Origin of the sequence: Pedobacter sp. (genome assembly GCF_965249885.1) — a bacterium.
Lineage (GTDB): Bacteria > Bacteroidota > Bacteroidia > Sphingobacteriales > Sphingobacteriaceae > Pedobacter.
The window spans coordinates 1817533-1844050 of record NZ_OZ252254.1 but is presented as its reverse complement, the minus strand read 5'-3'; the positions used below and the strand labels follow the sequence as shown (position 1 = coordinate 1844050).

Sequence of the window (26518 nt, the reverse complement as noted above, 5' to 3'; positions counted from 1 at the left end):
AAAATGGAAACTTATTTAATATTAATTGTTCCGATACTTCTGCTTAGCATGTTTGTACAGTGGCGTTTCAGAAACAAGTTCTCAAAATATGCCGAAATGCAACTCAACTCAGGGTTTTCGGGAAAAGAGGTAGCTGAAAAAATGCTACATGACAATGGAATTTACAATGTAAAAGTTTTAAGCTCGGAAGGTCAGCTGACGGATCATTATAATCCATCAGATATGACAGTAAATTTAAGCACCGACGTATATTATGGTAGAAGCGTAGCTGCTGCTGCAGTTGCGGCTCATGAATGCGGTCACGCAATTCAACACGCCAAAAGTTATGGCTGGCTACAATTTCGATCAAGCATGGTTCCTATCGTAAGCATTTCATCAAACTTACTGCAGTGGGTGCTGTTAATTGGTGTATTACTTATCGCTTTTAATGGACCGCCTATTGTGCTAGCTATTGGTGTTGCTGGTTTAGCAGTAATCACTCTTTTTAGTATAGTTACACTACCAGTAGAGTTCGATGCTAGTAACAGAGCGTTGATTTGGCTAAAGAACAATAGAGGGGTAATGCAAACAGCTGAAGAAAATACACAAGCTAAAGATGCGTTATGGTGGGCAGCTATGACCTACGTAGTTGCGGCATTAGGTGCATTGGCTAACTTGCTATATTATGCTTCAATGTTATTTGGAAGAAGCAGAGAGTAGTAACTAATAAAAAATTTTAAAGAGGCTGTATCTGAATTGGATTCGTTTTAATTAAGAATCAATTTGATACAGCCTATTTTTTACAACGCATTAAAGTATTCAACGGTCAACTATCTTTTATAGATTCTTATTATTGTGACACCCAAATGATTTGATATAAAGGCGGTAGATCGCAATTGGTATATCTCGTCTTTCCTGCTAATTAGCTTAAATTGAAAGAGAAATTCTCAAAATATAAAAAGGAATTAGCTAAATAATCTAAAAGAATATAAATATCAGGAAAGGGGCGATCGTAAACGGCTTGAGATACGATGTTAAAGCAAAATGAAGAGGAATAGTAATACAACAACCAAAAGTTGTAGAAAATTTTCCACTATACTTTAACGCATTTTTTCGAAAACAAATCAATTGTGGTAGCGCTGCTTAAGCGAAATACTATACTTTTATAAGTAACTATTTATAGAATTAGCAAGTAAAGTTAATTTAAGCGATATGGAGTAATCAGTTCAAATTTGGGAATATCTACCAAAAATTCTCCATCGTCAACGCTTCTGCGCATCAAAAACCGGCCACTCATAGTGCCAAATATCTGATTTTAAATTACATCCAGATACATAGGTATAACTATCACCAGGAGTTAATACAGGCTGTACACCCACAACGCCTTCGCCCTCTACTTCTCTTATTGTACCATTAGAATCGAAAATAAACCATTGCCTGCGCATAAGTTGTATTTCGTACTCCGTTAAGTTTTGAATATGAATACGATAGGCAAACATAAAATGTCCATTGGCTGGATTAGAATGCTCATCTTGATAAATAGTATCAACCGAGATTTTCACGCCTTGTGTAATTGTAGTAACCATCGTTGTAAGTTTATTGGAAAACACGCACAATAATTAAGCCAATTCTGTAAGCGGTTGTACATTGATATATTTATCAGCAATTTCTTCTAACAAAGAATAAATCGTTTCTATATTTTCTTCTTGCACAAGTTGTGTACGATAAGGTTTGAAATCCGGAAGGCCTTTAAAGTAATTACTGTAGTGTCTACGCATCTCAAACACCCCAACTTTAGGCCCTTTCCACTCAATAGATTTAATGAAATGTGTTCTGCAGGCTTCCACACGTTCTTGTATTGTTGGGCCAGCTAAATGTTCGCCAGTTTCAAAAAAATGCTTTATTTCCCTAAAAATCCAAGGATAACCAATAGCAGCCCTACCAATCATCATCCCATCAACACCATATTCTAAGCGCCAGTTTGCAGCTTTTTGAGGGCTATCAATATCACCATTACCAAAAATAGGAATTTTAATTCGAGGGTTACGTTTTACCTCCCTGATCAGTGTCCAATCGGCCTCTCCTTTATACAGTTGTGCCCTAGTTCGGCCATGTATGGTTAAAGCCTGTATGCCGATATCTTGTAAACGTTCAGCAACTTCTTCTATGTTTTTTGTGCTATCATCCCAACCTAAGCGAGTCTTCACGGTAACAGGCAAGTGTGTAGCTTTTACCACAGCTTGGGTCATTTTTACCATCTTATCAATATCCTGCAGTAAAGCAGATCCCGCACCTCTACACGCTACGTTTTTAACCGGACATCCGTAGTTGATGTCCATCAAATCGGGACCGGCCATGGTAGCTATTTCCGTAGCTTCACGCATGCTTTCAATATCACTACCGAATATTTGGATGCCTATCGGTCGCTCATACTCAAAAATGTCCAACTTTTGCCTGCTTTTCGCAGCCGACCTAATCAAACCTTCCGAGGAAATGAACTCGGTATACATCATGTCTGCCCCCCCCTGTTTACATACATAACGGAAAGGAGGATCGCTCACATCTTCCATTGGAGCCAACAATAAAGGGAACTCTCCTAAATCAATATTTCCTATCTTTACAGACATTTTTCTATCTTCAAAGCCAATTAAAACTTCGCAAAGTTACGCATAAAAATAAAAATGTATCAAAATGCCAACGTTAAGCCCGAGAATAGCCCATTTTTACAAATGCTATTTCTCCTATTGTTCGCCTTTGGAGGGGTGATTTTATTTATGGTCATAGGCCTTGCCATTGTCTATTTAAAAAGCGGTTTAAAAGGAGTAAGTGCGGTAACTACAAATGACCTAAGATTTATTAGCGAGTTTAAAATTGTATTGGTAGCACAACAATTAGGTTTATTTCTAGCGCCGGCAGTTTTATTATCGGTTATAGAGCGGAAGAGCGTGAATGGCTTTTACGGTTTGCAAGCTCCTAAGCCAGGCTTACTTATATTGGTCGCTATTTTATCTATATGTTGGATGCCTGTAATGGGCTTGGCTATGGAATGGAACCAAAAAATGGTATTTCCACAATTTTTAAAAGGCTTAGAAAATTGGATGAGATTTTTGGAAGATGCTGGAGCTAAAACTACGGAAGCCATACTGAAGATGAAAAATGCCGGGGATTTAATCGTTAATTTATTTGTGATTGCAGTAACGCCTGCAATATGTGAAGAATTTATTTTTAGAGGGGCGGTGCAGCGAACCATATTCCGCATTAAAACCAATCCGCACATTGCTATTTGGATTTCTGCCATCATATTTTCGGCGATACACTTGCAATTTTTCGGCTTTATACCAAGGTTACTGTTGGGAGCAGCATTTGGCTATGTTTATTATTGGACTGGAAGCATTTGGTATGCCGTTTTTGCGCACTTTTTAAATAATGCGTATGCCGTTTGTGTAGCCTATTATTTGCAAATGCATAATCAACCTTATACAGATGTAGATGATGTGAACTTGCCTTTTTACGGCTATATAATTAGCGCAGTACTAACTCTTGCATTATTTAGGTTGGTACAACGAGTAAGCTTAGCTAAACAACAAACAGCAATAGATAACAATTAATCAACACCCATAATGTAGCTACAAACGCTACTACTAAAAACTAAATATGAAGACAAGAGCAATTACCGCTTTCTTTTTCACCATTGTAATGCTAGGTTCTATTTTACTAGGTGCCTACACATTTACCGCATTTTACTTATTATTAAGTTTGATAGCGTTATTGGAGTTTTATAAAATGGTAAAAATAGGAGGGATTCGCCCACATCGAAATATAGGAGTTGGCGTGGCAGCACTTATTTTTTTAACTACCGCTGCTTTTCACTTTTTTAGGTTTGAACTAAAATATTTGCTGTTGGTAATTCCGTTAGTTTTTGCGGTATTTATAGCAGAATTATACAAGAAAAATAAGATACCTTTTGCCAATATCTCCTACACTTTTGTAGGCTTCATTTATATTACCATTCCATTTTGTTTTTTCTATTCTTTGGGATTTCTCATTAATTTTGAGCATTACAGCTATCATTTTCCTTTAGCATTTTTATTGATGCTGTGGGCCAATGATACTGGAGCTTACTTATTTGGAATGAAATTAGGTAAGCGTAAGCTATTCGAAAGACATTCACCCAAAAAATCTTGGGAAGGTTTCTTTGGTGGAGTATTTACTAGCCTAGTAGTTGCACTTGTGATTTCGTATGCCTTTACCGATGTACAGCCAGTTGTTTGGGCAGGTATGGCAGCAATAATTTCCTGCTTCGGAACTTTGGGCGATTTAGTGGAATCTATGCTTAAACGTAGTTTAGACGTTAAAGATTCAGGCAGCTTTTTACCAGGGCACGGTGGATTTTTAGACCGGTTCGACGGACTACTTATCGCAGCACCAATTGTTTATGTTTACTTGTATTTGCTAATTTACTAGTGTTAGCATCTGATTAAGCATTTCGCTTTTTCAACTCCTCATTTACTTTTTTTAACTGCGCTGAAAAAATAATAACTAGCGGCAAAAAGCTAACAGGGGTTACTGTCAATGCACTAAAGCCTTTTTTTGCAGTTAAAATAATTCCAGAGATCAGCATAAGCAACATTGAAACAAATAGCAAAGTAGTAGCTAATTTAAGTGATTTGGCTTTTTTCTGCAGATCTTCGGTAGAGAGTTTTGTAAGGTTTTCTTCTTTCATCATAACGAAGATAGCAAAAAAATAAAGCACCGAAATCAATTCGGTGCTTCAATAATTCAAGCTTTACTGTTTGTTCAGATCTACAAACTCAATTTGCTTGTTGAGCTTTCCAATCTTGTCATCCAATTTCTCAATATCCTTTTGAAGATTTTTGATTTTTTTATCGCTTTTTTCTAATTTATTATTCGCTTTTTCAACGTCATTTAATAAACGAGCTGTTGATTTTGCGTCACTAGCTGTAGATGAAGGGTCGGAAGCAGAAAACTTAGAAGTGTTTTTATCTGCTTTTTTATTCAAATCAGCAACGTCCTTTTGTAACTTTTCATTAGTTATACGTTCTTTTTCCAATTCAATTTTTAACTTATTCCTATCTGTATTAAGTTCTAATACCTGTTGCCTCGCCTCATATTTCTGTAATTCTGGGCTTTTAGTAGCGGAACAGGCTCCTAAAATGCTAGCCAAAATAAAGCCTGCTAAGATGATTTGTCTGTTCATAATCGTTTTCTATTTAACCAAGTTTTGCAAAAACTAGACCATCGGTTAGTTCCTATATAATGCTAATGTCATATTGCCCGTATTTCGCTCCCAAATATACCGTATAAATACTTAAGCTCATAAATCGTCTCTCTACAACTTCTTGTAACAAATTTAATGAGGTCCTATAATCCAATTTATCTGTCCTATATTTGGTTTAACCATCAAACATAAAACAAGATGATAAAAAGATACTTGAGAAAAAGTACTTTGGTAATTAGCTTTTTTTTGTCAGCAAGCAGTTTTAATGCTATTGCGCAGGAAATCCCATCGCCAAAGTCACATTTTGGGTTTGACATAGGCGATAATTATCAATTAGCCAATTATTCCCAAACCGAAGCTTATTTTAAGAAACTAGCTGCAAGCTCAAAACGCGTAAAATTAGTTGATATTGGCAAAACCGAAGAGGGCAGAAGCCAATACATGCTAATTGTAACGTCGCCAGAGAACCACAAAAATCTAGAGAAGTACAAATCAATCTCGCAAAAGTTGGCTAGGGCCGAAGGTTTAACTGACCAAGAGGCTAGAGCTTTGGCACAACAAGGCAAAGCAATTGTTTGGATTGACGGGGGCCTACATGCAAACGAAACGGTTGGTGCGCATCAACTAATTCAAACGGCTTATAACTTGGTGAGCAGGAATGATGCTGAAACAACCAAGATTTTGGACGATGTGATTATATTGATGACGCATGCTAATCCGGATGGCCAAGAGTTACAAAGCGATTGGTATATGAGGGAGAAATCTCCGGAGAAGAGATCTTTAGCTGGATTGCCAAGGTTATATCAAAAATACGCAGGGCACGACAATAACCGCGATTTCTTTATGCTGAACCTTAAAGAAACTCAAAACATGGGGCGCCAGTTATTCATTGAATGGAATCCTCAAATTATGTACAACCATCACCAAGCGGGTCCTGCGGGTACCGTGGTTGCCGGCCCGCCATTCCGTGATCCACATAATTATGTTTTTGATCCAATTATCCTTACCAGCTTAGACGCTGTAGGTGCTGCAATGCATAATAGACTGAATATTGAAGATAAACCAGGTTATACCCAACGTGGAGGGTCAGTATTTTCTACTTGGTATAACGGAGGTTTGCGAACTACTACCTATTTCCACAACATGGTGGGATTGTTAACGGAAATTGTTGGAAGCCCAACGCCAATGGAAATTCCTTTGGTACCATCGCGTTTATTGCCAAATAGTGACTCACCAAATCCGGTAACGCCAAGGAAGTGGTACTTCAAAAATGCCATAGATTACTCCATCTCTTTAAACTATGCGGTTTTAAATTACGCTCAGCGTTATCACGATGAGTTGTTGTTTAATATGTTTAAAATGGGTAAAAACTCTATCGATAGAGGAACTAAAGATACTTGGTCGTTCTCGCCACAAAAAATTGAGGCAATAAATGCTGCGGCAAAAGCAAGCAAAACCGATAACGACAGGCGAGGAATGGATCCGAAATACTTCGATGAAGTAATGAAAGATCCTAAAAATCGAGATGCAAGAGGTTATATCCTTTCTGCTGATCAACCAGATTTCACAACCGCCATCCGTTTTTTAAATGCGTTGATTAGAACTGGAGTTGTGGTGCAAAAGGCAACGGCAGCTTTTACTGTTGAGGGTAAAAAGTATCCGGCGGGCTCTTACGTTGTTAAAACTGATCAAGCTTTTAGGCCACATGTGTTGGATATGTTCGAACCACAAGATCATCCTAATGATTTTAAATACGAAGGTGGACCACCGGTGGCGCCTTACGATGCTGCGGGTTGGACTTTAGCCTATTTAATGAACGTAAAGTTTGACCGTGTTTTAAATGCTTTTGACGGACCTTTCCAGAAAATGCCATTGGGAGAGCTGCTGAAAGCTACACCACAAACACTACCAAGCGCAAGCGGATATGCGTTAAGCGCACAAGCTAATGAAAGTTATTTGGCGGTAAATGAGTTGCTAAAAGCAGGTGTGGAAGTTTTGAGAAACCCTAATGATGGATCTTTTTACGTTCCGGCATCGGCCAGTGCTAAGGCGGCGTTGAATAAAGCAGAGCATAACTTCGGGATGAAAGTTGCCGCTGCTAGTAAACCGAAGTCTGCAATTAAGGTAAAACAATCTCGTATTGCGCTTTGGGATACCTACGGAGGCTCAATGCCTTCAGGATGGATTAGATTCATCATGGAGCAATACCATTATGATGTTACGGTGGTTTATCCGCCAGATATTGATGCTGGCAAATTGAAAGATAAATACGATGTACTGATTATGGTTGGCGGCTCGGTGCCTGCGTTTGGTAACGAGGGGGGAAGAGGTTTCAATCCTCCGGCAGTTGAGAATATTCCTGATGAATTTAAAGCTCGTGTAGGAAGAATGACTGCCGAAAAATCAATTCCTCAATTGAAAGCATTTTTGGAAGATGGGGGAAATATCGTAACCATTGGATCGGCAACTAACTTAGCAGCTCATTTGGGCTTGCCAGTAAAAAATGCACTTTTAACAGCAGATGGTAAGCGTTTATCTAACGAGAAATTTTATGTTCCAGGTAGTGTTTTAAGTGTTAAAACCGATGCTAAATTAGCCGCTAATTGGGGTTTAGATGAAAATACCGATGTGTATTTTGATAACAGTCCAGTTTTTAAAATTACCTCCACAGATGGAAAAGTGAAACCTTTGGCCTGGTTTGATAGCGATAAGCCACTACGTAGCGGTTGGGCTTGGGGACAAGCCTACCTTAAAGATGGCGTAGCAGCTTTCGAAGCAGATTATGGCAAAGGTAAGCTATATGCCTTCGGTCCCGAAATTACTTTTAGGGCACAAACTCATGGCACGTTTAAATGGTTATTTAACCAATTGTACAAATAAGGTCAACATTTGATTTTTTAACGGGCAGTTCAATTTGGACTGCCCGTTTTTTTTACTGAAACTAATATCAGCAGTATACAACTTAATGGAATATGTTATATTTGGTTTAGCGTTTCATAAATCTAAATTAATAACTCAAACAAATCTAACGTGAAATCTAAATTTAACTTTAAGAAGCCAACACCATGGCTGCTGGCGACATTCATTGCCTTACTTGTAATCCTTTCATGTAAAAAGGAATTTAATGCGCAAGGCCAGCCCGACGGAAAGGAAGTGGGTAAACTAATACAGTGGTATGAGTCCAACCTCAAAATATCGGATGACAATCCCTTCAGCAAGCTTGAGCCAAACTGGGATAATGTATATGTAGGTAAAAAAGAAGGTCGACTGGTTTATGAGGTGGGACTGTTGAATAAGGAGGTGCTGCTTGTAACTGGGGATAGGAAAAATTGGGGCGTCCGGAAGAAGAGTCGGAGCGTCACTCCATTAAGTTGCTGCTGTTCTTAGATAGCAATACAGGCAAAGTGTTCTATGGATCTTATATGTCCACTTCAGGCACGGGGCAGGATTTTCTAGCCCTTCATTACAAGTCTGTAGGAGACTTTAGCGGTAAGCTGAAAACTTGGTCTGGAGACTTTGTTTTTCAAGAGAAATTTATGGCGCTTTCCGGAAGACTTACACCAAAGGGAGGCCAATGGCATATAGTAATTTTGTTAATGGATTAAGAGATATAATTTTGGAATTTAATCCAAGTTATGACCCTGTTAGAGCTTTGGCACTGGCAAAAGGAGGTCTAATAATATTAAATAGTACTGAAAGTAATATAAACAAACAGGAAAGGAATACAAACGATCCTATTAATAATCCGGGATACACCGGTACTAAATGTCCTTAATCAAATGAGAAAATTATTAATAATATTACTTGTTTTTATTTTGCATAATGCAAATGCGCAACAAAATTCCTCTGCGGAGGACAAGATATGGAAACAGGTACATAACGTACTTTCAGATTTTAATTACCCCAAAGATAGTTTGTTAATATATTCTCTAAATTTCATGTTAAAAATCGAAAAAAAAGGGAATAGGTTTATATCATCTAAGGTTATAGCTAATGACAGTTTAGCATACGTACTGTTTCCAAATTACAACAAGTTAACCGGAATTGATTTTTCTTCCATTTTAGGAGCAAATACAAAATATGATGTGGTGATACCTATTTTAATATATGGGGGTTCACCCGAAAGTGTGAAACACAGAGATGAGAGCGGACAGCCGCTAATTAGCTTTAATGCTGCGGTTAATTCAGCCATAGCGTTGGTGTCAGAGAAACAATATGACAACTCCAGCTCTTATGAGCTACCGGGATTTCATAATACAGGTAAAAAGTCTAAAAGATTTAGAAGTGTAATAATCATGGAACCCTATATTGTGTATATTGCCAATATCAAGTAAATTTTTTTGGTTGCTTCACCTCTAGTTTAAAACTTGGCCTGTATATAAGCGGAAGATATAGGGTGCTCTACTTTGGTCTGGAAATTATCACCGTTTTTATTTTAACCAATTGTACAAATAAGGTAACGCTTAATATAAAAAGGTCAACTTCCTCTTTGATTTTGTTAAAGAGGAAGTTGACCTTACCACCATTATCTGGCTAATTTTTTTGACAGTTATTGTATTCTTCAATAATTCTGAACCAAACAAATTCCGACGAATTTTTATTTATTTCTTTGTTTAATTCAGCGGGACCTTCCGGCGTTACGCTTTTTTTCATCAAATCTTTTAATCCTCCTTTTTTCCCAAGACCCAGTCCTTTAAGTTGATTTAACGGATTTAGGTCAACGGCATAGCCTTCTTGTTTATCTGATATTTTTTTTGCAAGTTCTGGGCAATCAGCAACTAAAGAACTTACCTTTTTTGAAAAATTGGGAATGAATTTTATTCCAGTTACACTAAAAACTTCCTGAGTGTCCTCCGCAGTTTCAATAAAATAATCGGTTACTATTTTTGGATCATTATATACAATAAAAGAGGCAAGGCCAGGCTCGTCTTCAACTATCTTTCTCTCAAATAGCTTTAATCGGCCATTTTGGCTTGTTTTTAACAACATAAACGTTTGCTTTTTACTAAACGAAACTTCAGCTCCTTTAGTTTGTTTCGCATAAAAAATAGAGTCCCCAATACTAAAGCTGTGCACGTCTTTAATTTTATACATTTGTTCAACATCACCAAACTCTTTGAAAAAATGGACATAGTCATTTAACACCCTGTATCTTGCAACACCATTATATTTTTCGCCAGATTTTAGCATCAGAAAGCCTTTTCCTTTCAATTGAAAAGGATCGTAGTTTTCCTGTGCTTTTAATGAGGAGTTTAAAAAAAGGAGGAATAGGAGGAAATAATTAATGTTTTTCATAAGAAGATAATTAAAGGTTACAATTGTTAATATAGTCGTTAATTGCGCTCATCAATCCTTGTTCATTGGTTTGTTTTTTATAAGATCCAGCTTCTAGCTGAGCTTTTATATAGTCGCAATCGTTGAATGTTTTTGACAGAAACTTGTTAAGTGATTCAGATCCGGGGAAAAATTTATTGATCTGTGTGGAATTTTTTTTAATGAAAACTTGGTAGGCACTACTTGGAGTTTTCGTCAGCCTAATTTTGGCATGATCAAACAGTACCTTTGAAAATACATTGCTGGTTGCAATAAACTTATCTGTCGCTACTTCAATGCTATCCGTCGTCATTGCTGATATTGATTTTACTGCATTATCATCATCTGCTTTAAATCGGATGAGCGCATAATCAAAAGGTTTAGCTGGATCTGCAATAAATACTCCTGAAGTCTTTTTTCCTGACTTATAAACATACCCTGCAATACCAGAAACATTTTCAACAGCCATTTTGATTGGGGCTTCCAACGACTTTGGCTTAAAGGAGCGACTAGTTGAAATTTCGATATTTTTATTTTTTATTGATGGATTGAACGCCATCTGCTTAATTCGCTCATCGGCAGATTTAAAATTTTCTAGATTGCCTTCTTGTAACGAAATAAAATTTTCTAGTGCTAATGTGCTTTCGTATGCGTTATACACCTTTTTAACCTCATCTGATTTAACAATGTTGATCCATTTTTTTGCCGAATCAATGCTTCCATTTATAGCGTAAGCAAGTGCAAGGTTATAAGACGTTAAGAATTTAGTTCTTCTAAGCTTTTTGTCCTCAGAGGAAACGGAATAAAATTTTGTTCTCCAAAATGAAATCGCTTCTTGAACGTTATTATTGTTCCCAATAAAATCGTAAGTATAACTATAGGATAGAGGAAACGATTTAAAATAGATTTTAACTTTTTCAGACATCTCAATAAACTCGGTAAGTTCTACTTCCTTTGGATTGATATAAAAGTATGCTAAACCTTTAATGGGCTTGGCGCTAATGTCAACCTTCGATTTGACTTCTTGAGCGATGTTGTTTAGTAGTGAGGTGTAAAATGCTTTATACAGCTGCTTTAAGAGCAGGGCATCAGTAGAAGGCTCAAAATTGAAAATAAACCTGGGGTCATCTTTATCAATGGATAATAAGACCAACCCGCCAGCGGTTTTTATTTTCAGCGATAATGGGGTGGCGCCTTTAAAGTTATACACTTTCTTACCGCTATCAAAAACGGGGCTTTCCATACCGGTATGCCTAAACAGCTTTAATTCTATAATAATGGATGGGTTTAATTCTGTTAAACTGAGGGATTCTAAACATAAAACATTTTTAACCACCCAATTTTCATTAATTCCACCCCAGTAAGCAGCTGCGCCGTTTTCTAATTCGACGGTGGCGTTGTACGTACGCGGATAAACTAAGCTTGTGGGATACGCGAAAATATTGCCGTTAAGGTTATCGTACTGCAACCTTTGTCCTCTCGAATTTGTAATAAATAGAAAAACAAATCCGAGTATAAATGTGAATTTCATAAGATAGATAAATTGATTATAGTTTAAAGAGCATTCTTAGAAATGAAAAATTTCGCAACAGAAATTAAAATTTGTTCTGGAGAAGGATTGGTTTTAGTATCAAGATCTAAATTGTTTTTAGAGGTCGTTAGTCCTATAGCATAAATTTTAAGGTTGCCAAACGTATGCGTGCCCAATCTACCTATGGGAATTCTGTTTATGTTGTAAATCACTAATTTATCATCTTTTGCAGCAAAAGTTCCAAATTCAAGGCTTTTGTAAAAACTGGCGTGTCCTATGAGTACCTTATCTTGGTATATATCATAGTTTTTCCGCGAAAATCTTTTACTGAACACGACAACTTCGTCAGGTTTGTTTGAAAATACTTCAACGGACTTCTGACGGTCTCTTTCTACAATTATGCCCATTTCCTCCAGTTGCTTTCGTTCAGTTTCTAAATGTTTCACGATGTAACTTGGGATGGTATCCTTATGTTCAAGTAAGAACGCGTCTACTACTTTGTGGTTAAGTCCTTCGGATGTGATAAACTTTCTATCTATAAAATGCTTTGCGAAATAAGTGTCACTATTTATCGCCAAAATTTCATCTGAAGATATTGCGGCCTTCGCATTGTTTTTTGTAGGAAACGAAACCAATAGATAATCAAAAACCAGATCCTTTTGTTCAATGATGGAATTAACCCTTTTTTCTTGTACGGATAATAGCACCGAATCGCTTAAGGATTTAAGCAGATAAGTATTGCCATTAAGCAAGTCTTTGATTTTTTCGAAGCGACCGAAGGGGACTTCGTCGACTAGAATTTCTCCGTTTTTGACCTTAATTTTTTGAGCATATAAGGAAAAGGAAAGCACAGTTAAAACTGTGAAGCAAAATAATTTATTCATAGGTGATGTAGGTAATTGAAACTAATTTATTAAAAAAAACCGGAGCTCAAAAAAATTTATCACCTGAAGAATATAAAAAATTAAAATTTCAAAGAGCCATAGGTTTTAGGCATAAGGAAAGGATGACCGTTTCTCTAATGGACAGCAATTTTCAGATTAAATGATTAGTGGTACAAACCAGAAATCTTTAAATGGTTAATATCAGCTTAAGCTGATTATTTGACTGTAAATCAACTTAGATTTTTTATTAACGGATTACTTTTGTAGCGTAAAAGAAATACAAATGAAAATAGAAATATGGTCGGATGTGATGTGCCCGTTTTGCTACATTGGTAAACGACATTTAGAACAAGCATTAGATGCGCTTGATTTTAAACAAGAAATAGAGATTGACTGGAAAAGCTATCAGCTTAATCCGGATTATAAAAATGAAGAGGGGGAAAATCTGTACGAATATCTTTCCAGAAATAAAGGAATGAGCTTAGCGCAGGCTAAACAGTTGACGCAACAAGTGGCCGAAATGGCTGGAAACGTGGGATTAAAGTTAGACTTTGAAACGAGTATTCCCGCCAATTCTTTCAATGCTCATCGGTTGATTCATTTTGCGGCGAAAAATGGAAAGCAAGATTTAGCGGAGGAACTTTTATTTAAAGCGCATTTTGAAGAAGCAAAAAACATTGACGATTTAAGCACCTTATTGACAATTGCCGAAGCGTTGGGCTTAGATGCTGCTGAAGCAAAAAGTATGTTAGAAAGTAATGCTTTTGAAGAAGAAGTAAGATACGATATCTACGAAAGCCAACAATTGGGCGTTAGGGGCGTTCCTTTTTTCGTAATGGATAGAAAGTACGCTTTATCTGGAGCACAACCTGTGGAGGCATTTAAAGAAGCTATTACGCAAAGCTATAATGAGTGGAAGGCAGCGCAGAAAAACTCATCCTTAAAAAACTTAAACACAACTGATACTAATAGTTGTGATGAGAATGGTTGTGAAGTTTAATTTTAACGCAGTTTTACACAAATAAAAAAAGCGATAGAAATTTCTATCGCTTTTTGATGAACCGGCAACAATAGTTACTTAGTTCCGGCTCTATTTAAGTTTTTACTCAATTTCATGCTTTCGGTTTGCTTCATGAAGTCAATCATGATGTTCATACTTTCATCTTCAATAAAATCAGAAGCTTCTTGCTTAGGTGTTTTTTCACCTTTTTTAATTGGAGGCAAACCTTTCTCAGCACGAGCTTGATTCATTCTAGCTAAAGATTTTGCTTCTAGTGCGTCACGTTCAGCTTTTAATTTCGCCTCGTTTAAGGTAACGGAAGTCTCGTTTTCTCTTTTCTTTCCTTCAGCGATATCTTCCTTCAGCATTTTGTAATCCAACGATTTTTCCATACGTTTTTGGTGTAGCTTCAATAAGTTAGCTTTTACGGTATTCAAATCGTAAACTACACTGTAAGTAGATGGATTTACCATATCGAAAGGCAAGGCAGATGGTTCAGTATCTTCACCTATTTTATCTAAAGGATAGATAGAAGGGAAGTTGATATCAGGAATTACACCTTTATGTTGCGTACTACTGCCGCTAACCCGATAAAACTTAGCCATAGTTAGGTTAATTTGACCTAATTGTGGAACACCATTTTTATCAACGATGGTTACCGTTGGCGAATTGATATCGGTTTTAACATTTACTGCTTTTTTCTCTCCTTCTTTCTTCTTGAATAAAGCCGCCAATTGTTGCAACATTGAGGAATTCATTAAAGAATTTAAGTCGATAGATGATTGAACGGTCCCTTTACCATAAGATTGTGTTCCCATTACAATTCCACGACCATAATCTTGTATAGCACCAGCAAAAATTTCAGAAGCCGAAGCACTTAAACGATCAATCATCACACCCATTGGGCCGTCCCAAGTAATGTTGCTATCCTCGTCTTTATAAACTTTAACGCTATTTCTGTAATCTTTAACCTGCACCACCGGGCCTTTACCAATAAATAATCCAGAAAGATCAATAGCTTCATTTAGCGAACCACCACCATTTGCTCTTAAATCTACTACAATCGCATCTACTTTATCCTTGTTTTTTAAAGTGTCGATCAATAAACGTACATCTCTCGTTGTGCTTTTATAATTAGGATCTCCAGCATTAGCAGCTTTAAAATCAGCATAAAAAGCAGGAATTTTAATGATACCAATTTTGTATGGTTTTCCATCGCTTTCCACAGTTTTAACTACTTTTTTAGCCGATTGCTCTTCTAAAATGATTTTCTCTCTAACCAAGGTGATAATTTGTGGTTTAGAAGAAAGTTCTTGCCCAACCGGGATAATTTTCAATCGAACCGTAGTACCTTTTGGGCCTTTAATTTTTGAAACGGCATTGTCAATTCTCCAGCCAACAATATCCTCAAATTCGCCATCAACACCTTGCGCAACTGCAATGATTTTATCACCAGCATTTAACTTTTTACTTTTAAAAGCAGGGCCACCAGGCATAATCGAAGCGATTTTAGTTACTTCATTTTCCGATTGTAATACTGCACCAATACCTTCTAATGAACGAGACATTTCTTGATTGAAAGCTTCGGCATTACGCGGATTGAAATAATTGGTATGTGGATCAACAGCTTCGGTAAAAGAGTCCATCAAAATTTGGAATACGTCTTGATTATTGAATTTTGCCGCCTGCGATTTTAAATTTGCATATCGCTTAGTTAACGTTTCTACGTTTTTAGCTTCGTCGGTACCTGCAATTTTAAGGTTCACCAATTCATACTTTACACGCTTTTTCCACAAATCGTCTAGTTCGGCGGTAGTTTTTGCCCAAGGCAATTTACTTCTATCGTAAACATAGGTATCGTTCTGATTAAAATCGAACTTGCTTTTGATTTGCGAAATAGAATAATTCACACGCTCATTATATCTTTTTAAATACACATTGAAAATGTAGAACGGTGTACTAAGATCTCCTATTCTAAAATCATCATCCAAGGAATATCTATTGGCTTCAAAATCTTTAATATCACTTTCTAAGAAGTAATATTTTGACGGATCCAATGCCTTAATGTACCTATCAAAAATGATTGATGATAAAGAATCGTTCAGTTTTGGTTTCTTATAATTGTAATTTTCAAGCAGGCCAACCACCTCTTTAGTTACCAAACTTTGCTGTTCGTCTGGTTTTATGTTGGGAATACCTTCCACAGGCTTTTGTGCCTTTGGCTCCGCTGTGCAGGCTAAAACTGCTGCGGTAAAGGTAATGGCAAATATTTTTTTCAGCATTTCTCTAACTGTTTTAAAGTCCATTCTTATCAAATCATTATCCAATATGATACCAATTTCTTAATTAAACAAAAAAGATACAGGTTTAGTCTGTATCTTTTTTGTAAAGATTATAAAAAGAACGCATAATCAGGTAATTAAATTGTTTTTAACAGCAAGCATTACCAAGCCAACAACGCTCTTTACTTTAGTCTTTTTAAAGATATTTTTTCGATGTGTTTCTACAGTTCGTTTACTGATGGCTAACTTTTTAGCAATTTCTTCATTGCTGTATTCTTCTGTAATCAATTGTATAATTTCTAGTTCCCTAGTGCTTAACACATAAACTGGGTTGAGCTTTGTTTTCATGAGTGGAGGTTATTTAGATAAAATTAAGAGACGAGAGGAGTTGGAGTATACCCATAAACAGGTATTCGTTAGAAACTACACTTTGCGTTTGGTAGTTTTTTCGGCAATAATGGCTCTGTTGCTTTTAATAGCTTGGTTGTACTTTACGATGTTAGCATTTTTCGAAAGTAGTTCCGCATTATTTAGGTCTTTTGTAGCTAACTGATAATCTTTTTTCTTAATCTTCACAGAAGCAATACCAATAACAGATTCGATGTAGGCGCTTTTATCATTCAGTTGCAGTGCCAATATACCTTGTTGCGTATAAAACCAAAGTGATTGAGGAAGTTTGTTGGCGGCTAAGTAAATTTTTCCTAATTGCTGGTAAGCTGCCATTTGTCCAGATCTGCTTCCTATTCGGGTATAATTTTTAAGTACTTGTTTCAATACTATTTTTTCAGCTTCGGCATAGTTGGAAAGCACTAAATGTGTATTGCTTAACTTAATTAAGGTAGCGCCGTACCTAGCGTATTTTTTATCCTCTTGATATTCTTTTGCAGCACGATTATAAAGCGCAACAGCATTATCATAGTCGCCGGAACGTTCATATTTTTCGGCCTCATCAAAGAAACTATCGGCTACGGTAAATGCGGGACTGCCCACAACAGAAATATTAACGGAAAGATGGTTATTGCCTGTTTCTGCACCTTGGAAATTAGGGTTTTGTGCAAAGGAATAAAATCCTGCAGTAAAAAAAACCAAAGTGAGGCACGTCCATTTCATAACACAAATATAGATTTTTTTAAATCAAAAATGTAATTAGCTGTTTTTCTTGAACTTATTATTAAGTAAAAAGTAAAAAGTAAAGTTGCTTCGTAAATGCGTTAGTAGTGGCTTTGTAACATTAAGTGTATTTTTTCATCAAAATATAAAAAACGAAAACTATGTTAGTAACCACAACAAATACAGTAGAAGGCAAAAAAGTAGTGAAATACATTGGCCTTGTAACAGGAGAAACCATTATAGGTGCAAACCTTTTTAAAGATATTTTTGCAGGAATTAGAGATATCGTAGGTGGTCGGTCGGGTTCATACGAGCAAGTACTACGCGAAGCCAAAAATACAGCTGTTAGCGAAATGCAGCAATATGCAGCCGCAATGGGTGCCAACGCCGTAATTGGTGTTGATTTAGATTACGAAACCGTAGGTAGCGGCGGCAGCATGCTCATGGTAACTGCAAGTGGCACCGCAGTTGTGCTGGAAGATTAAACACCCAACCCCCAAAGGGGCTCCACTACCGAACACAAAAAAGCCCGAGATTCTTATAAATATCTCAGGCTTTTAACTTTTTATTTTTGACTTTTAACTTATCTCTGTGGCATTTTAGGCATGTTACGCATCATTTTTGCTGCCGCAGCAGGATTCGAGAATTGTTTCATCACTTTTCTCATATCCTCAAATTGCTTCAATAATTTAGTAACATCCTCTAGTTTATTGCCAGATCCTTTAGCGATACGTAATTTGCGGCTTTGCTGAATAGCATCCGGGTTTTCACGCTCATAAGGCGTCATTGATTGGATGATAGATTCCACTCCTTTGAAGGCATCATCATCGATATCAATGTTTTTCATCATTTTACCAACGCCAGGAATCATGCCCATCAAATCTTTCATGTTACCCATTTTTTTGATTTGTTGGATTTGGCTGTAAAAATCGTTGAAGTCGAATTTATTCTTACGGATTTTCTTTTGAAGCTCGGCTGCTTGCTTTTCGTCAAACTGCTGCTGGGCACGCTCTACCAAGGAAACCACGTCGCCCATGCCCAAAATACGCGATGCCATCCTATCTGGGTAGAAAACATCTAACGCTTCCATTTTCTCTCCAGTACCAATAAACTTAATTGGTTTATCCACTACCGATTTAATAGAAAGCGCCGCACCACCACGGGTATCACCATCTAACTTGGTTAACACTACGCCGGTAAAATCAAGCCTATCGTTAAATACTTTCGCTGTATTTACCGCATCCTGACCCGTCATCGAATCCACTACAAATAAAATTTCGTGAGGTTTAGTTTGTGCCTTCACTTCCGAAATCTCGTTCATCAACGCCTCATCTATCGATAAACGCCCCGCGGTATCAACAATAATTACATTGTTGTTATTCTTTTTACCTTCGGCAATACCTTCTAAGGCAATCGCTACAGGATCTTTGCTTTCCTTATTGGCGTACACCGGTACACCCACTTGCTCGCCTAAAACCTGCAGCTGGTCAACCGCCGCCGGACGATAAACGTCGCCAGCAACCATTAGAGGTTTTTTGCCTTTGCTTTTTAAGTAAAGTGCCAATTTACCGGTGAAAGTAGTTTTACCCGCACCATTTAAACCAGCAATTAATATCACCGTCGGATTATTTTTCAAATCCAACTCGGTTGCTTCACCGCCCATTAAGGCAGCAAGCTCATCGTTCATAATTTTGGTAAGCAACTGACCCGGCGAAATGCTGGTCAATACGTTTGAGCCCAAAGCTTTTTCCTTTACCTGATCGGTAAAAGTTTTGGCGGTTTTATAATTTACGTCCGCATCCAATAAAGCCTTCCTGATTTCTTTCATGGTCTCTGCCACGTTAATTTCAGTAATGCTTCCTTGTCCCTTAAGAACTTTAAACGCCCTGTCTAACTTATCCTGTAAATTTTCAAACATTGCTTGATAGTTAAATTTTTATGAAAGGCAAAGGTATTAATAATTTACGATTTTGAATTTACGAATTACGATTGTAGTGTAACGATTTTTACAAACTACCGTAGGGTTGATGAGTTAAATTTTTAGAAAAGCACAACCTGTGTTTCATCGCTTACAGCAGTCCCGCTTTTCATTACAAGTCCGTTCCCTCTTTGCAATCGGGATCCGGGCTTTCCATTTCAATCGGGTTTAGAGCGCAAAACCCTTACTGCTGTCGTCATTGCGAGGCACGAAGCAATCTTACAACATCAGAAAACCGATTGCATTAGGATTGCTTCGTGCCTCGCAATGACGAGAACATGTATAAACGCCGCTATTGCTGCTATTCCAGATTTGCAATTCCAAAGTATTATCGCTGGAGCTGTGATCCAAATTATTTAAAAGGGACGGAAATGCTACTACACATTACAAATGTTGAACAGTAACAACTTCAATCGGGTTTAGAGCGCAAAACCCTTACAGCTGTCGTCATTGCGAGACACGAAGCAATCTTACAGCATCAGAAAACCGATTGCATTAGGATTGCTTCGTGCCTCGCAATGACGAGAACATGTATAAATGCCGCTATCGCTGCTATTCCAGACTTGCTATTCCAAAGTGTTATCGCTAAATCTGTGATCCAAATTGTTTAAAAGGAATTTAAAGCCCTATGAGTATACAAATGTTGAACAATAACAACTAGCTGGAGAAAATGTGAATGCGATTTGTAAAAGGAACGGTTTTAAGTAAGCCTAAGTTAAATAGCCCCGACAGCCGTGAAAATACTTTTTGATGCACTCCATTAAGTGTTTACGGCAACTTTCACAAAAAGATTGTAACAAATGGCGGGAGTGAAGATAATAGGAGTACGGCTACTGCGCTTCAAATAAATTACCTCGGGAAAGTAAAGCTAAAACCTAAAGCAAGTGCCTGACTTTTCTGTACTTTCAAGTCCATATCCCTATCATACAGGATTACCCCGGTTAATGACACGTTCATGAAACGGTTTACTTTTGCGGTAGCTACCATATCCAAACGATGATCGATATGACCAAAATTATCATAAGGAATGAACATGTTGTATTTGGCTTTCAGTATCGTGTTTTTAACCACCTCTTTTTCGAAGTTGCTCACAATTTGGAAAGCCAGTTCGTTTCTTACTTTTTTTCCAGGGTCAACCCCAAACCTGTTGGTATTTTCGTTGAGTACAAAAGTTTGGCGTGCGGTACCGGTACCTATACGGGTAGCGAAAACTTTGCTCGGTTTGTACTCAAAACCTAGTGATTCGGTCAAGTAGCCTGGCGACATGAACATTGAAATCAGCTTCGCTTGTTCGTTGCCTTGTGCATCTTTAGAATAAGAAAAACCTTTGTCAAATTGCGATTCAAAACTTAATGAGGCAAAGAAATACCAATTTTTAGATAATTGTACCGCAGCTTTATTATCCCAATAAATACGGTCGTTGGTTTTCTTTTGCAGCTGACCTTTGTTTTTTACCTTGCCATACTGCATAATTACTTCGGTAGTATAGCTATAGCTTTCTTTGCTGTACTCGGCCTTATAATTTAACAAGCCGCCAATAGCGATTGAATTAACACCGCCACCCTTCCAATTGTCGCTAAATGAAGCCTGATTTGCATTAATACCAATAGTAGCTTTAGTTTTCCAATAGTTAATTTTTGCCTGCACCAATGCAGGTTTCAGATCAGCCCGTTCGAAGTTGACTATGCCAATTCTAGAAGGAAGGGGATTTCGTTTTAGCTTAATCTCCAGATCCTTTAACACAAAAGGAACAGTATCTATCTCTTGAGCTGAAGAAGGAATATAAAATGCCGTAAAAACAAAAAAAGTGAGTAATAATCGCTTCATTTTCATACAAAATAACGTAAAAAAATATGAAATGTTAAGTGCGGATTTGATTTTCTCGAAAACCAAGTGTTGTATTATCTCATCTTTAGCCAAGCAAACGGTTTCCTGTTATTAAGGTAGTTAAAGTCGTTTTCATTAGCGTAGGCCTCTTTTTCAAACACAATTTGTTGATAGGCTTTTTGATGAGAATCGTATTTTACCAAATTAAACAAGTAGTTAGCTACGTAAATTAAGTAGAATGGAACGATTAATAATTCCAACTGCTGCTTGTGGTGTATTTTTTCGTGATTAACCAAAATAACATTATCCTGGTACGCCTTTTTCTTAACTAAAATAAAAGGATAAATGGCCATTGCGGCCGCAGGCAATTTGGGCACTACAATAAATAAAGCCATTACAATTGATCAATGCTTAACTTAGGGAGCGTAGGCAGCCTAAACATACTTGGGTTACGCTTGTAGGAAGCATAACTATTTTTAACAAATTGAATAAATTGATATTCTGAAGCGCTTAGTACAAATTGGTAAGTGGGACGATATTGAGCCATGAAATCTTGCAGGTTTTCGTCTTTGATATTGACTAATGCCCGAACATAATCTGGTCGGAAACGATAATCAATAACCTGTTCTTTATAATCTTTTTCGAGTATTTTTTGCAACTGTCGGGCGTTTTTGCCTTCTCTACTTAACAAATTATAAATGGCGTCAATCCCTAATCCAACACCGCCCGGACCTAAGTTGAGCAAATCTTTACTGCTACCTTTGTCTAGTTTGTATTTGTATTCATCCAGTTTGGACTTGTAAAGCTCTTGCGGCGTTTTGGCTTTGCCGTAAATGCTCACTTCCTTTAAGCGGATGCCTAAGGAGCGTAACTGGAAAACAATGGCGCTCTGCCCCCGGTAAACAACCGTATCCATTGCATGCCCACTTAATGCGGCAAATAGAGTATCGCCCTGCTTTACATTGGCCAAAAACTCACCTTTAGTGTTATTGTAAAAACCTTCGTCGATAGAAGAGTTGTAGATGTAAACTTTTGCTAAGCGTAGTTTGGTGTCTTTATCAACAACAAAGCCTGGCACTGCTTTTTGCTGTGCAAAACCTATCATTGCGTTAAAAACCAATATACTTAACAGTAAAAATCTCATTGCCAACAAAGCTACAATATAAAATATTTTGCGCTTAAGCCCTTAACATTATTTAACTACCAATAGTTTTTGCCCAATTTTAATGTTGTTGTCGCTAAGCTGGTTTAGGGCTTTAAGATCATCAACCATTATTTTGTAGAGCTGACTGATTTTATAAAGTGTATCGCCCTGTTGTACAGTATAATATTTTCCATTTTCTAAGTCCTTTGGAGGATCTTTTGGCGCTACCGGAACGGGTGTGTACAATTTTTTCTCGTTAGGGATATTGGCGTTGATTTCCTTGAAAACTTTGTCTTCCCTTGCTAGTTTTTCACGTTCACTTTCTGTTTGATCGTACTGGTGTAGTTGATATTTTTCGATGAGGTTGATGAGCAGGTCTGGGTACTTTGGATTAGTAGCGTAGCCTGCATTTTTTAGTCCAAGCGCCCAATTACGATAGTCGTTTTTGTCCAGTTCAAAAAGAGAAGCATAGCGCTTGCGTTTTAAAAATTCCGAATGGTCTTTGTAAGATTCTCGAGGATCTTTGTACACCCGAAAGCAGTCGTTTTTCTGATCATCATCCTTATAATAAGCCTTGCCTTTCCAATCTGATGTACATTTAATGCCAAAATGGTTATTAGCGTACTGTGCCAAATCGCTGCTGCCGCTACCCGATTCCAAGATGCCTTGCGCTAAGGTAATGCTGGCGGGGATGCCGTATTTGTTCATTTCCTCGATAGCGATTCCCTTGAAAGCTTCTATGTAAGAAAGTGTGGTGTAAGATATTGGATTAGGGTTGTCTTTTTTTGCCGTTTTTTCAATTTGTTTATTGTTTTTGGCATACTGCCGAGTTTTACAAGAGCTAAAAAATGCAATTGAAATTACGAAACAAAGAAGTGATTTGTATTTACTCATATTGGCACTACAGTTTTAATTTTTGCCCCGGCTTAATGGCATCAGATTTAAGGCTATTCTTACTTTTTATGGCTTTAACCGTTGTATGATTTTTTTTGGCAATGATACCTAAATTATCTCCATTTTTAACGGTATAAGTTTTACTGGTTTTCTTTTTGCCCCGGTAAACTGGTGCAGGCTCGGCAGGTTCTATGTAATCTTCTGGGCGGTTATCGTATTGGAACAGTTCGTATTTACGTATAAGTGCAATAATTTGCGACGACCAAGTTCTGCTATGGGCATATCCTCCTCTTTGTATTCCCCTAGCCCAGTTTTTAAAGTCGTATTGGTCGTATTTTTCGAAGAGTGAATTGAAATGGTCACGACTTTTTAAGAAGCTGATGAAATGTGCATAGGACGAATCAACTGTTGGAAAATCTTTGTAGGCCGAGCGAATTTCGGTATTAGAGTTTTTGCCCTTAATGCCAAAATGATTATTGAGATAACGAGCAATTTTGCTTTGGCCGGCAGCAGATTCGTGTATGGCTACTCCTAAAATTATGCTTGCCGGAATATGATGTTCGTCTGCCAGGCGTTGCGCAACATCGGCATAAGTTTCAATGTACTCCTCGGTGCTTTGCGCTACAACACAAAAATAGTTGGTTACAAGAACAAGGATGAGCAAAAGTTTTTTCATGCTATGAAATTTAATTCGGGCCCCACTGCAATTCCCAGAACGCAAAATTAATTAAGGTTGCTAATGGTTTTCACCTGAAGAAAAACCCCAGGCAGCGTGGACGTTATTTCTTCCTAATTACAAACAGACCGTCCCTTACAGGTAAAATCAATTTTTCTACCCTTTGGTCTGCATTTATTTTATCGTTAAATGAACTGATATTTTTCGTGTCTTTATCTTGAGCGTTTTTTACAATTTTACCGCTCCAAAGTACATTGTCTACAATGATTAAGCCTCCTGGGCGCACCTGATCGAAAATCAAATCATAGTAGGTGCCATTGTTCTTTTTGTCGGCATCAATAAAAACGAGATCGAAAGTTTCTTTAATGTTTTTAATGCTTTCTTGAGCATCGCCAATAATGTAGTTGATTTTTGAATTTAAGGGAGATTTGGCGAAATTTTTTCTTACCATATCTTCCAGTTCAGCATTGATATCCAAGGTATAAATGATACCGTTGGCACTTAGTCCCTCGGCCAAGCATAAGGTTGCGTAACCGGTAAAGGTGCCAATTTCTAAAATATTTTGAGGCGAAATCATTTTGCTAAGCATACTCAATACACGTCCCTGATAGTGTCCGCTTAGCATACGAGGCATCAATACCTTCAAATTCGTTTCCCTATCAATATGTTGTAAAAGTTCGTCTTCAGGTTCGCAATATTGCAAGAGAAGTTGTTGTAATTCTTCGCTAATCATTGTGCTTATAAACGGTTTTGTTCCATAAAATATTGCAGAATTATTGTGGCCGATATGGTGTCGACTCTTTCCTTGTCTCGTCTGTCGCTTTTTTTGAGCCCACTTTGCATAATGGTAGCATGTGCCATTTTAGAGGTGAACCGCTCATCCACCCAATGCTGCGGAACGCCGGGGAAGTTTTTTTTCAAAAGGGTAGAAAATCCCTTTACGTGTTGGTAGCTGTCGGAAGGTGTGCCATCCATTTGTTTAGGTTCACCTAGCACAAATGCGTCAACGGTTTCAGTTGATACATATTTTTTGATGAAATCGATAATGTCCTTAGGGTGGATGGTGTCCAATCCAGTTGCAATGATTTGCAAAGGATCAGTAACGGCAATACCAATTCTTTTGGTGCCATAATCGAAAGCCATGATACGTGCCATGTGGCAAAGATAGGGTTTTTAAAATTGGTGGGTTAGCGCCCTCTTTGCTCGTTGGGCATATTTCCCCGAGGGAGATAACGCAGTACCGTAACTTGAAACTTGCTTTTTATTGCATTGCCTTTTGTTAGTTAAACCCGATTGAAGCGGAAATACTTTTTTTATTGAAGCCGACAATTATGTGCTATGCTTCGAGATGAAATATCCTTCGGCAAATACAGCATGACAAGAAGTTTAAAAAGATTTTAGCGGAAAGCGGGATTGACAGAAATAGTAGCCGTTTAACTGCTTTTCCAAAATGAAAAAATATTTTTGTGTCAAGATGCAACGTTTTAAAAATCTCGTTGTCTTTTGATTAGAACGCTTAGAAGACGTTACAAATTTGGAAACTGTTTACATAGACAAGCATGCTGATTTAGTGGCCGAATGCCGTAAGGGAAGCCGCAAAGCACAATTTGAGATTTACAAGTTGTATGCCACTGCTATGTACAACGTGGCACTGAGGATTGTTAACGATGATGCCGAAGCAGAAGATGTATTGCAGGAGGCATTTTTGGATGCATTTAACAGGATAGCCGATTTTAGACAGGAAACAAGTTTTGGGCTGTGGTTAAAACAAATCGTAATTAATAGGTCTATCAATTATTTGCGCAAACGTAAAATGGAAACCGTTAGTGTAGACGAGGTTGATGTTGCCGATGAGCAGGAGCCAGATGTGGAAGAGGCGCATTTAAAAGTAGAAGCCATTAGAAGTGCAATGGCAGAATTGCCAGATGGTTACCGAGTGGTGCTGAGCTTATATCTTTTTGAGGGCTATGACCACGAAGAAATTGCACATATATTGAAAATTACAGAAAATACATCGCGAACGCAGTATATGAGAGCGAAAAGAAAGTTAAATAGTTTATTGGTAATGAAAGGAGTAGCAAGATGAAAAATAAATTAGAGGGGTTTGTAAAAGATCACAAAAAAGAATTTGAAGCTAAAGGCCCATCAGATTTGTTATGGGGCAAAATAGCAGCAGAATTAGATAAGAAACAACAAAAAAAAACGATTAGCATGTATCAATGGATGAGTATTGCCGCCATGTTGATTTTAACTATGGGCATTTATTTTGGCTACCAGTACAAAAAAACAAGTGCTGAAATTATGGTAGCGGATATTAATCCGAAGCTGGGTAAAACAGAAGTGAAGTTTACCAGCTTAATTGAAGAGAAACGAGATAGCTTACAGGTACTTTCGCAAACAAATCCGGAGCTGTATAAAAAGTTTATGGACGATTTATCGAAGTTGGACCAGGATTACCAAGAGCTCAAAAAACAGCTGCAAACTAGTCCGAACAAAGCATTGGTAGGCAAAGCGATGATGAAAAATTTGGAAATTCAATTTCAAATGATTAGCCAACAATTAAGTATTATCAATCAAGTCAATCAATATAAAAAAGAGGAGAACTCTATTTAATCGCCTTATTTCTTTCGACGTCGGTAATAACGGAATTGAAGCGAGTGG

At 37.4% G+C, this 26518-nt stretch carries 28 protein-coding genes and 1 pseudogene; 11 read left to right on the top strand and 18 right to left on the bottom strand.

From position 1 onward, the window contains the following. The first annotated feature begins 3 nt into the window (after positions 1 to 3). Positions 4 to 699: a zinc metallopeptidase gene (locus ACY2A0_RS07840; protein WP_461789005.1), complete on the top strand. Its 696-nt coding sequence runs from the start codon at positions 4 to 6 to the stop codon at positions 697 to 699. A gap of 478 nt (positions 700 to 1177) precedes the next feature. On the opposite strand, the pseudogene apaG reads toward ACY2A0_RS07840, so the two are convergent. Continuing rightward, positions 1178 to 1565: pseudogene (apaG, locus tag ACY2A0_RS07835) on the bottom strand (Co2+/Mg2+ efflux protein ApaG). Positions 1566 to 1598: 33 nt separating this feature from the next. After that, complete coding sequence (dusB, locus tag ACY2A0_RS07830; protein WP_461789003.1) at positions 1599 to 2606, bottom strand: tRNA dihydrouridine synthase DusB; 1008 nt, start codon at positions 2604 to 2606, stop codon at positions 1599 to 1601. A gap of 54 nt (positions 2607 to 2660) precedes the next feature. Here dusB and ACY2A0_RS07825 point away from each other — a divergent pair, with 54 nt between their 5' ends. Next, positions 2661 to 3587 carry a CPBP family glutamic-type intramembrane protease gene (locus ACY2A0_RS07825; protein ID WP_461791319.1) on the top strand — a complete coding sequence of 309 codons (927 nt, stop codon included), beginning with the start codon at positions 2661 to 2663 and terminating at the stop codon, positions 3585 to 3587. Positions 3588 to 3633: 46 nt separating this feature from the next. Further along, positions 3634 to 4443 (top strand): phosphatidate cytidylyltransferase, encoded by an 810-nt coding sequence (locus ACY2A0_RS07820; RefSeq protein WP_461789001.1) that lies wholly within the window; start codon positions 3634 to 3636, stop codon positions 4441 to 4443. Positions 4444 to 4456: 13 nt separating this feature from the next. On the opposite strand, the gene ACY2A0_RS07815 is transcribed toward ACY2A0_RS07820, so the two are convergent. Both ACY2A0_RS07815 and ACY2A0_RS07810 read right to left on the bottom strand, forming a co-directional pair. After that, complete coding sequence (locus ACY2A0_RS07815; protein ID WP_461789000.1) at positions 4457 to 4705, bottom strand: redox-active disulfide protein 2; 249 nt, start codon at positions 4703 to 4705, stop codon at positions 4457 to 4459. 60 nt (positions 4706 to 4765) lie between these two features. Beyond that, the gene (locus ACY2A0_RS07810) at positions 4766 to 5197 is read right to left on the bottom strand and encodes a zinc ribbon domain-containing protein (protein ID WP_461788999.1); all 432 of its coding nucleotides are present in this window, start codon (positions 5195 to 5197) and stop codon (positions 4766 to 4768) included. A gap of 219 nt (positions 5198 to 5416) precedes the next feature. On the opposite strand from ACY2A0_RS07810, the gene ACY2A0_RS07805 reads away from it, so the two are divergent. From ACY2A0_RS07805 to ACY2A0_RS07790, 4 genes are all read left to right on the top strand, one after another. After that, positions 5417 to 8098: a M14 family metallopeptidase gene (locus ACY2A0_RS07805; RefSeq protein ID WP_461791318.1), complete on the top strand. Its 2682-nt coding sequence runs from the start codon at positions 5417 to 5419 to the stop codon at positions 8096 to 8098. A 150-nt stretch (positions 8099 to 8248) separates the two neighbouring features. After that, entirely contained in the window at positions 8249 to 8605 is a 357-nt protein-coding gene (locus tag ACY2A0_RS07800) for a hypothetical protein (protein WP_461788997.1), read from the top strand. Between the two features lie 187 nt (positions 8606 to 8792). Next, on the top strand, positions 8793 to 8993 hold the full coding sequence (locus tag ACY2A0_RS07795; RefSeq protein ID WP_461788996.1) for a hypothetical protein: 201 nt from the start codon (positions 8793 to 8795) through the stop codon (positions 8991 to 8993). Positions 8994 to 8997: 4 nt separating this feature from the next. Next, a complete protein-coding gene (locus ACY2A0_RS07790; RefSeq protein WP_461788995.1) occupies positions 8998 to 9552 on the top strand; it encodes a hypothetical protein in 555 nt (184 codons plus the stop codon). Between the two features lie 199 nt (positions 9553 to 9751). Here the strand turns inward: ACY2A0_RS07790 and ACY2A0_RS07785 are convergent, their stop codons facing one another. The 3 genes from ACY2A0_RS07785 to ACY2A0_RS07775 form a co-directional block, all read right to left on the bottom strand. Next, a complete protein-coding gene (locus ACY2A0_RS07785; protein WP_461791317.1) occupies positions 9752 to 10429 on the bottom strand; it encodes a hypothetical protein in 678 nt (225 codons plus the stop codon). A gap of 94 nt (positions 10430 to 10523) precedes the next feature. After that, the gene (locus ACY2A0_RS07780) at positions 10524 to 12062 is read right to left on the bottom strand and encodes a hypothetical protein (protein WP_461788993.1); all 1539 of its coding nucleotides are present in this window, start codon (positions 12060 to 12062) and stop codon (positions 10524 to 10526) included. Positions 12063 to 12085: 23 nt separating this feature from the next. After that, on the bottom strand, positions 12086 to 12946 hold the full coding sequence (locus ACY2A0_RS07775; RefSeq protein WP_461788992.1) for a hypothetical protein: 861 nt from the start codon (positions 12944 to 12946) through the stop codon (positions 12086 to 12088). 283 nt (positions 12947 to 13229) lie between these two features. Between ACY2A0_RS07775 and ACY2A0_RS07770 the strand changes: the two genes are divergently transcribed. Next, positions 13230 to 13946: a DsbA family oxidoreductase gene (locus tag ACY2A0_RS07770; protein WP_461788991.1), complete on the top strand. Its 717-nt coding sequence runs from the start codon at positions 13230 to 13232 to the stop codon at positions 13944 to 13946. Between the two features lie 74 nt (positions 13947 to 14020). On the opposite strand, the gene ACY2A0_RS07765 is transcribed toward ACY2A0_RS07770, so the two are convergent. The 3 genes from ACY2A0_RS07765 to ACY2A0_RS07755 all read right to left on the bottom strand — a co-directional run bounded on the left by ACY2A0_RS07765 (position 14021) and on the right by ACY2A0_RS07755 (position 17338). After that, complete coding sequence (locus ACY2A0_RS07765; protein ID WP_461791316.1) at positions 14021 to 16228, bottom strand: carboxy terminal-processing peptidase; 2208 nt, start codon at positions 16226 to 16228, stop codon at positions 14021 to 14023. A 129-nt stretch (positions 16229 to 16357) separates the two neighbouring features. Beyond that, positions 16358 to 16576: a response regulator transcription factor gene (locus ACY2A0_RS07760; protein ID WP_461788989.1), complete on the bottom strand. Its 219-nt coding sequence runs from the start codon at positions 16574 to 16576 to the stop codon at positions 16358 to 16360. A gap of 75 nt (positions 16577 to 16651) precedes the next feature. Next, positions 16652 to 17338 carry a tetratricopeptide repeat protein gene (locus ACY2A0_RS07755; protein ID WP_461788988.1) on the bottom strand — a complete coding sequence of 229 codons (687 nt, stop codon included), beginning with the start codon at positions 17336 to 17338 and terminating at the stop codon, positions 16652 to 16654. A 161-nt stretch (positions 17339 to 17499) separates the two neighbouring features. Between ACY2A0_RS07755 and ACY2A0_RS07750 the strand changes: the two genes are divergently transcribed. Beyond that, entirely contained in the window at positions 17500 to 17823 is a 324-nt protein-coding gene (locus tag ACY2A0_RS07750; RefSeq protein ID WP_113638211.1) for a heavy metal-binding domain-containing protein, read from the top strand. A gap of 98 nt (positions 17824 to 17921) precedes the next feature. Here the strand turns inward: ACY2A0_RS07750 and ffh are convergent, their stop codons facing one another. The 8 genes from ffh to ruvX form a co-directional block, all read right to left on the bottom strand. Further along, positions 17922 to 19256 (bottom strand): signal recognition particle protein, encoded by a 1335-nt coding sequence (ffh, locus tag ACY2A0_RS07745; RefSeq protein WP_461788987.1) that lies wholly within the window; start codon positions 19254 to 19256, stop codon positions 17922 to 17924. A gap of 909 nt (positions 19257 to 20165) precedes the next feature. Beyond that, complete coding sequence (locus ACY2A0_RS07740; RefSeq protein WP_461788986.1) at positions 20166 to 21143, bottom strand: DUF3078 domain-containing protein; 978 nt, start codon at positions 21141 to 21143, stop codon at positions 20166 to 20168. 74 nt (positions 21144 to 21217) lie between these two features. Next, entirely contained in the window at positions 21218 to 21538 is a 321-nt protein-coding gene (locus ACY2A0_RS07735; protein ID WP_461788985.1) for a hypothetical protein, read from the bottom strand. Then, positions 21538 to 22287, bottom strand: a complete 750-nt coding sequence (locus ACY2A0_RS07730; RefSeq protein ID WP_461788984.1) for a hypothetical protein — start codon at positions 22285 to 22287, stop codon at positions 21538 to 21540. Before ACY2A0_RS07730 ends, ACY2A0_RS07735 begins: the two co-directional genes overlap by 1 nt. Before the next feature lie 48 nt (positions 22288 to 22335). Next, a complete protein-coding gene (locus ACY2A0_RS07725; RefSeq protein WP_461791315.1) occupies positions 22336 to 23181 on the bottom strand; it encodes a glucosaminidase domain-containing protein in 846 nt (281 codons plus the stop codon). 7 nt (positions 23182 to 23188) lie between these two features. Then, complete coding sequence (locus ACY2A0_RS07720) at positions 23189 to 23857, bottom strand: glucosaminidase domain and LysM peptidoglycan-binding domain-containing protein (RefSeq protein ID WP_461788982.1); 669 nt, start codon at positions 23855 to 23857, stop codon at positions 23189 to 23191. Between the two features lie 103 nt (positions 23858 to 23960). Continuing rightward, positions 23961 to 24590 (bottom strand): O-methyltransferase, encoded by a 630-nt coding sequence (locus ACY2A0_RS07715; protein WP_461788981.1) that lies wholly within the window; start codon positions 24588 to 24590, stop codon positions 23961 to 23963. A gap of 5 nt (positions 24591 to 24595) precedes the next feature. Further along, positions 24596 to 25012 (bottom strand): Holliday junction resolvase RuvX, encoded by a 417-nt coding sequence (gene ruvX / locus ACY2A0_RS07710; RefSeq protein ID WP_461788980.1) that lies wholly within the window; start codon positions 25010 to 25012, stop codon positions 24596 to 24598. A 379-nt stretch (positions 25013 to 25391) separates the two neighbouring features. Between ruvX and ACY2A0_RS07705 the strand changes: the two genes are divergently transcribed. Both ACY2A0_RS07705 and ACY2A0_RS07700 read left to right on the top strand, forming a co-directional pair. Further along, positions 25392 to 25943, top strand: a complete 552-nt coding sequence (locus tag ACY2A0_RS07705) for an RNA polymerase sigma factor (protein WP_461788979.1) — start codon at positions 25392 to 25394, stop codon at positions 25941 to 25943. Beyond that, entirely contained in the window at positions 25940 to 26470 is a 531-nt protein-coding gene (locus ACY2A0_RS07700) for a hypothetical protein (RefSeq protein ID WP_461788978.1), read from the top strand. Before ACY2A0_RS07705 ends, ACY2A0_RS07700 begins: the two co-directional genes overlap by 4 nt. The last annotated feature ends 48 nt before the right edge of the window (positions 26471 to 26518 follow it).